8 protein-coding genes, 1 tRNA gene and 1 pseudogene are annotated in these 10,242 nt (G+C 67.5%); 4 read left to right on the top strand and 6 right to left on the bottom strand.

Annotated features, from left to right (window positions below):
* Positions 1–1,364 (bottom strand): annotated as a pseudogene (locus tag E1J50_RS23965) (hypothetical protein); the annotation flags it as partial.
* Between the two features lie 291 nt (positions 1,365–1,655).
* Between E1J50_RS23965 and E1J50_RS23960 the strand changes: the two are divergent.
* Positions 1,656–1,970, top strand: coding sequence for a helix-turn-helix domain-containing protein (locus E1J50_RS23960; protein WP_132256405.1), 315 nt, complete (start codon positions 1,656–1,658; stop codon positions 1,968–1,970).
* A gap of 656 nt (positions 1,971–2,626) precedes the next feature.
* Here E1J50_RS23960 and E1J50_RS23955 read toward each other — a convergent pair.
* Complete coding sequence (locus tag E1J50_RS23955; protein WP_132256403.1) at positions 2,627–3,517, bottom strand: LysR substrate-binding domain-containing protein; 891 nt, start codon at positions 3,515–3,517, stop codon at positions 2,627–2,629.
* Positions 3,518–3,640: 123 nt separating this feature from the next.
* Here E1J50_RS23955 and E1J50_RS23950 point away from each other — a divergent pair, with 123 nt between their 5' ends.
* Entirely contained in the window at positions 3,641–4,888 is a 1,248-nt protein-coding gene (locus E1J50_RS23950; RefSeq protein ID WP_425374966.1) for an MFS transporter, read from the top strand.
* A 328-nt stretch (positions 4,889–5,216) separates the two neighbouring features.
* A complete protein-coding gene (locus tag E1J50_RS23945; protein WP_132256398.1) occupies positions 5,217–5,984 on the top strand; it encodes an alpha/beta fold hydrolase in 768 nt (255 codons plus the stop codon).
* 510 nt (positions 5,985–6,494) lie between these two features.
* Here E1J50_RS23945 and E1J50_RS23940 read toward each other — a convergent pair.
* The 4 genes from E1J50_RS23940 to E1J50_RS23925 form a co-directional block, all read right to left on the bottom strand.
* Positions 6,495–7,022, bottom strand: a complete 528-nt coding sequence (locus E1J50_RS23940) for a cytochrome P460 family protein (RefSeq protein WP_132256396.1) — start codon at positions 7,020–7,022, stop codon at positions 6,495–6,497.
* Positions 7,023–7,051: 29 nt separating this feature from the next.
* The gene (locus E1J50_RS28590) at positions 7,052–7,333 is read right to left on the bottom strand and encodes a hypothetical protein (RefSeq protein WP_245516726.1); all 282 of its coding nucleotides are present in this window, start codon (positions 7,331–7,333) and stop codon (positions 7,052–7,054) included.
* Complete coding sequence (locus tag E1J50_RS23930; RefSeq protein WP_132256394.1) at positions 7,315–8,067, bottom strand: SDR family oxidoreductase; 753 nt, start codon at positions 8,065–8,067, stop codon at positions 7,315–7,317. The genes E1J50_RS28590 and E1J50_RS23930 overlap by 19 nt, the downstream gene beginning before the upstream one ends.
* A gap of 1,028 nt (positions 8,068–9,095) precedes the next feature.
* Positions 9,096–9,171: transfer RNA gene (locus E1J50_RS23925), tRNA-Glu, on the bottom strand.
* A gap of 110 nt (positions 9,172–9,281) precedes the next feature.
* Between E1J50_RS23925 and E1J50_RS23920 the strand changes: the two genes are divergently transcribed.
* Positions 9,282–10,242 (top strand): RluA family pseudouridine synthase (locus tag E1J50_RS23920; RefSeq protein WP_132256392.1); only part of this gene is annotated, 961 nt, incomplete at its 3' end.

Raw genomic sequence — 10,242 nt, 5'->3', positions numbered from 1 at the left:
CTGGAGGTGTCGGCCGCGTCCGGTGCCTTCGTGGCCTGACCGGGTGGTACGAGGCTCACCGCCACCGGGGTGCTGGAGGTGTCGGCCACGTCCGCCCACTTCTTGGCCTGCCCAGTCGGAGCGTGGCTCGACTCGGCTGTCGTGCCGGAGGTGTCGGCCAGGTCCGACGCCTTCGTGGCCTGCCCAGACGGCACATGGCTCGCCTCGGCTGCCGTGTTGGTATCGGCCTTCTTGCCTGAGCCCGACTTGTCCTGCGACGACAAGCTCTCCGACGAGCTGGGTGTGTCGCCGCCCCGTTTCGCCTCGATCCTGGCCTCCGCCGCACCATCGCCGCCTCCGGCCTCGGCAGGAGGTGGGTCAGCAGGTGAGTGCGAGGCTGTGGCTGGCTTGGAGTGGGCCTCGCGGCGATGCGGAGCGCTCGCGCCATCGGGGTCTGTCTGGCTTTGCCGGTGCGCGCCCGCGAGCTTCAGCGGGTCCGGTCCTTCCAGCTCAGGCTCAGCCTGTTTTGCGGGAGTGACGCCAGCGCGCTCGGGGTTCGAGGGTATTCCGCCCCCGGACCTCCGAGGCTCGGCGTCCATGCCGAAGACGCTTGCCTGTATCGCCCCCGCCTCTACGCGCGCGCTGCCGGCCGCGCAGGCGAGGGGAGATGGCATATCACCGTGGGTCGCCTGCGACGCGAGCGAATGGCCCGGCTCAGTCGCGAAAAGAGCCGGATCCTGCGGCTGATCCAATTCCTCCGCCGCGGCGGCCTGAGCGACAAACATCATCGCTGCGAATAGGACGGCCTCAATCTGCCGGCGTTGGCCTTCGCTGCTCGAGGCTTCGCTTCCACTTCGGGATGCCTGTTGCAGGGGCACCTCGATCTGGGTGGCGTGACCGCCTCCAACAATCGGCGGTACCGGCACGAGGATGATGCGCCCGGTGGTGTCGAGATCACCGGCGAAAGCGTCTTCGGAGTAGAGGGTCAGGGCCGCCGCCGCGACGAGGGCCGCCAGCAGGGCCGCCGGGTGGACCGCGAACGTGGTGCCGGCGCCCCGCCGCCGAATCGGCAGCAGCTCCGGGTTCTGGGCCGCGATCTCGTCGAGGAGGGTGCGGAAGTCGCCCCCCCGCATCGTGTGGTCCAAGACCTCGGATGCCACCACGTAGCTGCCGTCGATCCGGGCGAAGTGCATGATGGCGTCGCCGTCGGGGCGGCAGAAGACGAACCAGGGATCGGCCTCGTCGCTCAAGCCCTGCTCGCTGGTGATCCGCATCCCAGCCCGGATCAGGGCGTCCTCGACCCGATAGAACTCGGCAAGTTCCTGCGGGGACCACGCGCCCTGGGTCGTTGAAGCAGGCCGGAAGAAGGAGATCACCTCGCCCATCGCCACGCTACTCCGAAAGCCTGGTCAGCCTCGTGGCCAATCAATCGTGCGGCGGTGCCCGGCCGGCGCCCGGGACCTTCGTGCCGAGCCGAGGCTGGCGCTCATGGAGCGTGCATTTTATCGCATCGAAGAAGGAGGTGAACATATCGTCGGGCACCGTGCGCTCTCCGACCAAGACCACCCTAAGCATCGGCCGCATCGACGGGTGATGTAGACAGGAATCTAGGCAATCCTGTATGGACGTCACTCTATCGATTGAAGCTTCGCGTCTCGAGCAGAAGGCGCCTCATCGTGTACGCTCATCATCAGCACCTGGATTCGGAGGAAGTCCGGGGATTGCGCCGGGAAGGCGGACGGTACCTGAAGGAGCTGCGCGAGGCGCGCGGCCTCTCCCAGCGGCAGCTCGCGCAGTTGGTCGGCGCCGATTACTACACGTTCATCTCGCAGCTCGAGACGGGCCGCGGCCGCATCCCGCCGGACCGCTACCGGGCCTGGGCCCAGGCGCTGGGCGTCGATGTCCGGCACTTCGTGCAGACGCTCATGCGCTTCTACGACCCGATGACCTACGACATCCTGTTTAGCGCGGGGCTGCCCGTTCGAGGCTGACCGACGGCAACAGGGGTGCGCGTCGATGGCAATCCGGGCAGGGACCGGGCCCTGTCGTGGACGAGCGGGCGCTAGTCCAGGGACGTGTGCAGCAGAACACAGGTGTCGACGAGCGTGAGTACAAGTCCGACCTGAGCCAATAGACCTTGTTATAAAGGCACGCTCCACGAGACGGCCTGTCTCTTTCCGCACAGGTTGCCTGACATTCTGGAACGGCGGAAGCGCTGAAGTTTCAAGCCCTGTCGGAACTTCGCTTGTGAAGGCTTGCCTTAGGAATGGCATTGGCCGAAGTGGGACGTCGCCTTCGCCCTGTGGCTTGCCCGAAAGCCGACCTTCTATTTGCGGCCAATGCGAGCCGTTCCGATTTGCGCCCATTCTCGTCACACAAGCGAGCGGAGCTGCCTCTGTGACGCGGTCATTGCTGCGGATCTACTACGGGGTTGTCGACGTCGTCGGCTCCTGTGTTGCCGCGATGAATTCGGCTGACGTCGGCGTCGACGCTCCCTGTGAGCCTGCCTTGGTCGTCGGCGCCCTGACACAGGCCGGATGGCCGAGGTAGGAGCGTGGAAGTCTGCGACCTCTAATCCTGCGAGCAAGCCTGACCCTCCATGAATTTCCGAAGGACCGCTGCTCGCGCCGGGGCAGCATGTGCGCCTTCAGCCGGCTTGTTTCGATCCCTCCGCCACAAGCCAGTCGACCAGCGCCAGGAGCGAAGGCGTCTTGTCCGTGTCGGAAGGTATGAGTGCGACGTAGCCGGGGCGCGCTACGCGGATTTCCGGGAAGGGCGCGACGAGACGGCCCGCCGTGATGCTGCGGTCGAGAATCGGGAACGGCCCTATGCCGAGACCGAGGCCGTCCTCGACTGCCTGGAGCGTCACGAAGAAATGGTCGAACACGCGCCGCCGCGTCGCCGGACCGTCTGAGAGGCCCGCCGCCGACAGCCAATCGGCCCAGTCGTTCGGCCGCGTCTCGGTGGCCAGCAAGGCGTGCCGTCCGAGGTCGGTCGGCACCGCGAGCGCGCGCCGCGCCAGCAGGGCTGGGCTCGCGATCAGGGTGTCGGCCTCGTCGAGGAACGGCACGGCGCGCTGATACGGCCAGGGACCCGCCCCGCGCCGGATCGCGAGGTCGAAGCCGCCGCGCAACTCCTGGTGCAGCGTCGTGGTGGTGGTGACGCTCACATCCGCTTCGGGGCGCGCCATCCGGAACGCGTCGAGGCGCGGGATCAGCCAGCGCATCGCGAAGGTCGAGGGCGCACTGACGCGCAGCACACGGCGCGCCTCCGGGCGCCCGCAGGCCTCGGCCGCGGCCATGACCCGGTCGAACGACAGGCTGACCTCGGCCGCGAAGGCGCGGGCGGCGGGCGTGGCGGCCATCCGGCGCCCGACACGCACGAAGAGCCGCTGCCCGAACCAATCCTCCAGGGCGCCGATCTGCCGGCTCACGGCGCCGTGGGTCAGGCCGAGCTCGGCGCCCGCCTGCGTGAAGCTCCCGGTGCGCGCGGCGACCTCGAAGACCCGCAGGGCGTTGAGCGGCGGCAGACGGCGCATACGATGCCTCGATCCGTGAGGAAAACGCACGGCACTCGCGACGAGATAGGTGCTTTTCGCGCAGAACGCACGGGTTTAGGGCCGCGTCTGCATCGTCGTCCGATCATTCTCACGAGGAATGCCGTGCCGCTGGCCCTTCCGCAGACCGCGCCGAGCGCCGTGACCGACGGCGTGCGGCGACCGCGCCGCGCGCTGCTCGGCGCGTGCCTCGCCCATGTCCTGCACGACGGCTACACCGACCTGCTCTACGTCCTGCTGCCGGTCTGGCAGGCGCAGTTCGGCCTCTCCTATGCGGGCTTGGCCCTGATGCGCTGCCTCTACTATGGGACGATGGGCGGCCTTCAGGTGCCGGCCGACCGCCTCGCCGCCGGGCTGACGAACCGGGCCGCCCTGGCGCTGTCGACGCTCATCGCCGCGGCGGGCTTCCTGATCATGGGCCTGACGGACAGCCTGTTCGGGCTGTGCGCCGGGCTTGTTCTCTCAGGCGTCGGGTCGAGCCTCCAGCATCCCCGCGCCTCGCTCCTCGTCTCGGAGGCCTACGGCGCGGACGCGCGCGGGCCACTCGGAATCTACAATTTCGCGGGTGATCTGGGTAAGGCCGTGTTCCCGGTGGCGGTGGCGCTGCTCCTCGGGGTGATCGCCTGGCGCCCGATCGCCGGCCTGATGGCCCTCGTGGGCCTCGTCGCAGCCGCCGCCCTGCTCCCGATCGTGCCCCGCGGGCGCCCGCCGCGGGCCGCAGCGGCGACGGCGGGGGGTGCTTCGCGCGGCGACCGCTCCGGCTTCCGCCTGCTCCTCGCCGTCGGCGCGCTCGATACTGCGACCCGCATGGGCTATCTGCTGTTCCTGCCCTTTCTGATCCACGCGAAGGGCGGCGCGCAGACGGCCGTGGGGGTGAGTCTCGCCCTGATCTTCTCCGGCGGCGCGCTCGGCAAGGCCTGCTGCGGCTGGCTCGGGGAGCGGTTCGGCGTGGTACCGAGCGTGGTCGCGACCGAGACAGCGACGGCGCTCCTGATGGTGGCGACGCTCGCGCTGCCCCTCGGCCCCTGCTTCCTGCTGCTGCCTGTCCTCGGCATCGTGCTGAACGGCACCTCCTCGGTCCTGTACGGGACGGTGCCGGAGCTGGCGCCCGCGGGCGGAGCCGGCCGAGCCTTCGCCCTGTTCTACACGGCGGTGATCGGCTCAGGGGGCCTCGCGCCGATCGCCTACGGCGTGCTCGGCGACCGGCTGGGCGAGAACACGGGCGTGGCCGCCGCCGCTCTGACGGCGCTCGCGACGGTTCCGCTGGTGCTCGGCCTGCGCACCAGATTGGGTGAGGGTACGGTGCGGCATCGCCATCGCGAGCGGCCTGTTCTCACCGACGATCGGGGCTAGCGAGGCTATCCCCGAAGTTCCTCGAGACCCGCGGAAGAAACGCGCCAGCCTCGATTGCACCCGCGACGTGCTCGCGTCCGAGTCGTCAGGCTCGCCGAGCCGGCCATACCGTCCCATCAAGGCTGGACGTGGAAGTGACCTCAGCAGGAGGTAGAGGCAAAGGACCGGCCTGCCCGTTCCTCAGCCCGACCCGCTCCCCCGTGACGGAGCGTGCCAGAACGCACTCCTGGACGCGTGCGCGCAACTGACGGGCGTATCCTTCTCGCGATGACGATCGAACCGGGAGCGAGCCTTCAGTAGCGGAGCCCCTGGACGGAGAGGCGCACCCATGATGACACGTCGAAGCTTGAACCATGCCCTTTTCGCGACCGCAGCGGCGCTTCTGCTCGCCGGCACGGCGTCGAGCCAGGAGCTACCCAGGGCACGCAACGTCGTGCTCGTGCACGGGCTCTTCGCCGACGGGTCGTGCTGGTCGGAGGTCATTCCGAAGCTGCAGGCGGCAGGCCTGAACGTCACCTCCGTGCAGAACCCGCTCACCACCTTCGAGGAGGCGGTCGCCTCCGCGCAACGCGTGCTGGCCCGGCAGGAAGGGCCGACCGTGCTCGTGGGCCATTCCTTCTCCGGCATGATCGTGACGGAAGCCGGTGTCGACCCCAAGGTCAGTGCACTCGTCTACGTCGCGGCACGGGCGCCGGAGGCCGGTGAGGATTACACGGCGCTTGCCAGGACCTATCCGACGCCGCCGGCCTCGGCCGGGATCGTGTTCGACGGCGACGAGGGGCGTCTCAGCGAGGCGGCCTTCCTGAGGGACTTCGCTGGCGACCTACCCCCGGAAAGGGCCAAGGTGCTGTTTGCCGTCCAGCAGCCCTTCCGCAAGGCCCTGCTGACGGGCAAGACGACCCAGGCAGCCTGGCGGTCGAAGCCGAGCTTCTACGCCGTCTCGACTGAAGACCGGACGATCAACCCGGATCTCGAACGCTTCATGGCCAAGCGCATGAACGCGAAGACGGTCGAGTTGAAGGCAAGCCACCTGTCCCTGATCTCGCAGCCGCAATCCATTGCGGACCTCATCCTAGAGGCTGCCGGCCAGAGGTAAGGGCGACCCGTAAGGATCGGTCCCCAGGCCAATCGCACGCACCCGCGCGATCAAGGCCACCGCACGGTCCGGCGCGACGCCCCCTTTCCCGCGCGCAAACGCAGAGCGTGCTCGTTGGATCTCGACGCGGTGCGCTTCCAGTCTTGGAGCAGATGTTCGGAGCTGAAACGCGGAAGGTCCGGAAAGGTCGACTTCACGGCATCCACCTGTGCTGCGCTGAACGTCCGCTTCCCCATACCGTCCGCCCCGAAGCGGAGGGGCCGCCATCGGCCACCTATGGACCGTCTCTTCGCGCTCATTGCCGTCGTCCAGCCGATCCGGACCGCTTCTCGAAGCGGTCACTGCGGCGGGGCATCAGAGCTCGTGGAATCCCCGGCTTTCATAAGCCAACATCTGGGCGAGGGCCTGCCCAAGGGAAAACGGATCGGGGTCCGTATCGGAAGCTCGGCGCCCTGCATCACGTATTTTAATCAAGATATGGCCCCGAATACCGAAACCGACATGCGGCGATCATTGCGCATAGCGGGTGAAAACGAGATCATCTGCTGCCTTTGTTTGAGTGTGGCAGGGGAAGCACGTCTTCATCAAAGCCTCACTGCGGTTGGCCTTGCCTCCTTCAAACTGGCCGTACCCCCAGCCGCCTGTTTCGAAGTACTTCTTCGTATCCTTGACACTGATCTGGAGGTTGGTGGAGGCGCCTGGAACGAAGGATTGTTCTCGCCCGAATGCTGCGTTGTTTTCCTGTGACGGCACATGCTTCCAGGCCAGTCTCGCGATGACCGTCCCATCGGGGAAGGGCCGAGTCCCTTCTCGAAATGCTCTGATCGCAATGTCATTGCCGAGAACGGCACGAAGGTCATCCAGGTCGCCCGCTTCATGAGCAACGCTGATCAGCCGCCAGTCGCGGTAGCCAGCAGGCACCTCGACACCAAAAATCGGGGAGGTCTCGGCATCACTGCCTCCGACCAAGTTTGACATGAAGGGTAAGAAGCACGCTGCCGCAGCGATGGCGGACAAGCGGATGTAGGCCAGATTCATCAAATCCTCCCCGCACCAGCGATTGTTTTTCAAAAATACTTACAAACACCTATTTCATTCTCTTGCAAAAGACAGTTTGCTAGCCGTTCCCAATATTCAAATTTACTGAGAAAGCCTGATGCCTCGGTTTTCGCCAGCCTGCCGATGAAAAGCTCGATTTCCCGCGGGTGCCAGAGGAGAGCTCGCGGCGCGAACCCGAACTGCGCTTTGGCCCGGCGGTTGGAAGCTCCCGTTAGGCGCGCGTGGTAGGAGACAGCTTCCTTGCCAGTCAGCTTCAGCGCTTCCTCGATCGTCACGCGGCCCGCGACCATCGGAGCCACTCGTCCAGTCCGATGCGGCCGAGGCGAGCCTCGCCCAGCGGCACGAGAGAGTGCTCCTCGACGCGTCCGCCGAAGTAGCGGGCCTCAGGATCGCGCACGACCTCGCGCGGATCGCAGACCGCCTTCAGGTAGCGGGCGACGATCTCGTCGAACGGTGCCCGTTCCGGGCCGGCGATCTCGATGATGCCGCTCCTCGGCTCGGCGAGCGCCGCATCGGCGACGAAGGCGGCAACGTCGTCCGCCGCGATCGGCTGGAACAGGCCGGGCGAAAGCCTGACCACGTCGCCATCCGCGCTGGAAGCGGCGATGGCGCTGAGGAACTCCAGGAACTGGGTCGCGCGGACGATGGTGTAGGGGATGCCGGCGCTCTCGATCAGCGTCTCCTGCGCGACCTTCGCGCGGAAGTAGTCGTTCTCAGGCGTCCGATCGATTCCGACGATCGATAGAGCGACATGGTGCCGAACGCCGGCTGCGGCCTCGGCTGCGAGAAGGTTGCGGCTGGCGGTTTCGAAGAACTCCAGCACTGCCCGGCCCTCGAACGAGGGCGAGTTGGCGAGGTCGATCACCACCTGCGCGCCGGCCATGGCCTCGTCGAGCCCCTCGCCGGTGATGATGTTGACGCCGGCCTTCGGCGAGGCAGCGACGACCTCATGACTGTGCTGCCGCAGGATCGCGACGGCCTTCGAGCCGATCAGGCCGGTGCCGCCGATGACGACGATCTTCATGATCCACCTCCCTGTCGACGACTGGCGGACGTTGACCACTCTCTTTCCGAGGGATGAATCGCTGGCGTCACCTTGCTGCGATCCTGAACCGATCCTGGCGCCTTGGCCAACGCCTCGCCAGTGACTGTCGTCAACCGTGCCAGCCCATTGCCGAGTGATCCGACCGAACCAGCATTCTGCTTTGTACAAAGTCGACAGATGTGTTGCACAAAGTCATGCCATACGACGTGACCCGTGAGTGGTCATCACATCTCGTCAGCAAAGGGTGTCGATTTGGGCCGTCAAGGTTTCGACGTGGTATCTGTGTGGCTATCAATGAAAAAGCGGTGCTCGCGAGTGCATCTTAGGGCCGATAGCTGCAGGGCCAAGATGGCCACTCTCATCACAGCCATCGGCTCGTTCGAGATCGCCGCTGATGCGGTAGCTCGAACGCAGTGATCGGCCACCACGGTGTGGTCCGAGTTCAAGGTTTGGGGCACGGTTGGCCGCTCGGCCACGGGCGTCCTAGCCGACGCGACGGGCCAAACGGTGAAAGCCGGCCTGAACACCTCCGGCGCCGGGGCCGATATGCGCGCACTTCGCCGTCAGCGATCTCGGGATCAGACCGCCCAAGAGCCTCGGCGTACGCGGCGTGCTGCTCCTGAAGTTCCAGCCCTTGGACGGACCCGAGGTCCCGCCCGATGCCGCGCCTCGGCACCTACGAGGTTGGGCCACCGACGCTCCCGCTCCTCCGCCGTCTGGAACTGCTGCCGAGGGTCTCCCTCGCGGCGTTCCGCCTCGTCCTCCGAGAGCAGAGCCGTGAGCCAGTCCTGCGCGATCTCGGCAGGGGAGGGCGTGACGGCCGAGCCCGCGGCCACCTTCATGGGCTCGCGGCGCTTCGCCCGCTCGGCGGCCTCAAAGTCTGCAGAGAATCGTGGGAGGAGCCGAGCGAGCGCCTTCTTGGCTGCGGCGTAGTCAGAGGTGCGGAGGCTCTGCCAGAAGCACAATGATTTCTGAAGCTTGAGCCGACCCAGTGGCTTAAAGCCAACTGGCGCTCCCAAGGGGAATCGAACCCCTGTTTTCGCCGTGAGAGGGCGACGTCCTAGACCGCTAGACGATGGGAGCTTTCCGGTCGGGAGGCGTTCGTATAGCGACGTGCCGGCGCGGGCACAAGGGCCGTCGGGAGCCTTTTTCGTTGCGCGGGTATCGGGTGGGGACGAGCGTTGCAGGACAGGATGGACGAGACCGGGGAACGCGTGGCCGTCGTCGCGCAGGAGGAGGGGGGGCGCCTCGACAAGGCCCTCGCGGCGGCCTTTCCGGACCTGTCGCGCTCGCGCCTGCAGGATCTCGTGCGCGCGGGCCACGTGCGGCGGGACGGCGAGACGGTGCGGGACCCTGCCCTCAAGGTCGCGCCGGGCACCCGCCTCTCCGTCGCGGTGCCCGAGGCGTCGGCGCCCGAGCCGGCGGCCGAGCCCTTCGCCCTGGCGATCGTCCACGAGGACGACGACCTCATCGTGATCGACAAGCCGGCCGGGCTCGTCGTGCACCCCGCGCCGGGCCACGAGGGCGGCACCCTGGTCAACGGCCTCATCGCCCATTGCGGGGAGAGCCTCTCGGGCATCGGCGGCGTGCGCCGGCCCGGCATCGTGCACCGCCTCGACAAGGACACGAGCGGCCTCCTCGTCGTGGCGAAGAACGATCTCGCCCATCGCGGCCTCACCGCGCAATTCGCCGATCACGGGCGCAGCGGGCCGCTGGAGCGGGCCTACAAGGCGCTCGTCTGGGGTGCGCCCGAGCCCCGCAACGGCACGATCGAGGCGAATCTCGCCCGCAGCCAGCGCAACCGCGAGAAGATCGCCGTGGTGCGGGCGGGCGAGGGGCGGCACGCGATCACGCATTACCGCACCGAGGGCCTGCTCGGCCCCGAGGTCGCGCTGCTCGCCTGCCGGCTGGAGACCGGGCGCACGCACCAGATCCGGGTCCATCTCAGCCATCGCGGCCACCCGCTTCTCGGCGACGCGGTCTACGGCAGCGCCTTCAAGACGAAGGCGGCCCGGCTCCCCGAGCCCGCGCAGGCCGCGCTCGCGGCGCTGGACCGGCAGGCGCTGCACGCGGGGCTCCTCGGCTTCGCCCATCCGCGCACGGGCGAGGCCCTGCGTTTCGAGAGCCCGCTGCCCGCGGACATGGCCGCCCTCG

The sequence above is a fragment of the Methylobacterium segetis genome (assembly GCF_004348265.1).
GTDB classification, from domain to species: domain Bacteria; phylum Pseudomonadota; class Alphaproteobacteria; order Rhizobiales; family Beijerinckiaceae; genus Methylobacterium; species Methylobacterium segetis.
This window is presented reverse-complemented; position numbering and strand designations above follow the sequence as displayed.

Coding starts and splice junctions, on each gene's coding strand:
- E1J50_RS23955 (WP_132256403.1), bottom strand. CDS start 3,517: ATGCGCCGTCTGCCGCCGCTCAACGCCCTGCGGGTCTTCGAGGTCGCC.
- E1J50_RS23945 (WP_132256398.1), top strand. CDS start 5,217: ATGATGACACGTCGAAGCTTGAACCATGCCCTTTTCGCGACCGCAGCG.
- E1J50_RS23940 (WP_132256396.1), bottom strand. CDS start 7,022: ATGAATCTGGCCTACATCCGCTTGTCCGCCATCGCTGCGGCAGCGTGC.
- E1J50_RS28590 (WP_245516726.1), bottom strand. CDS start 7,333: ATGGTCGCGGGCCGCGTGACGATCGAGGAAGCGCTGAAGCTGACTGGC.
- E1J50_RS23930 (WP_132256394.1), bottom strand. CDS start 8,067: ATGAAGATCGTCGTCATCGGCGGCACCGGCCTGATCGGCTCGAAGGCC.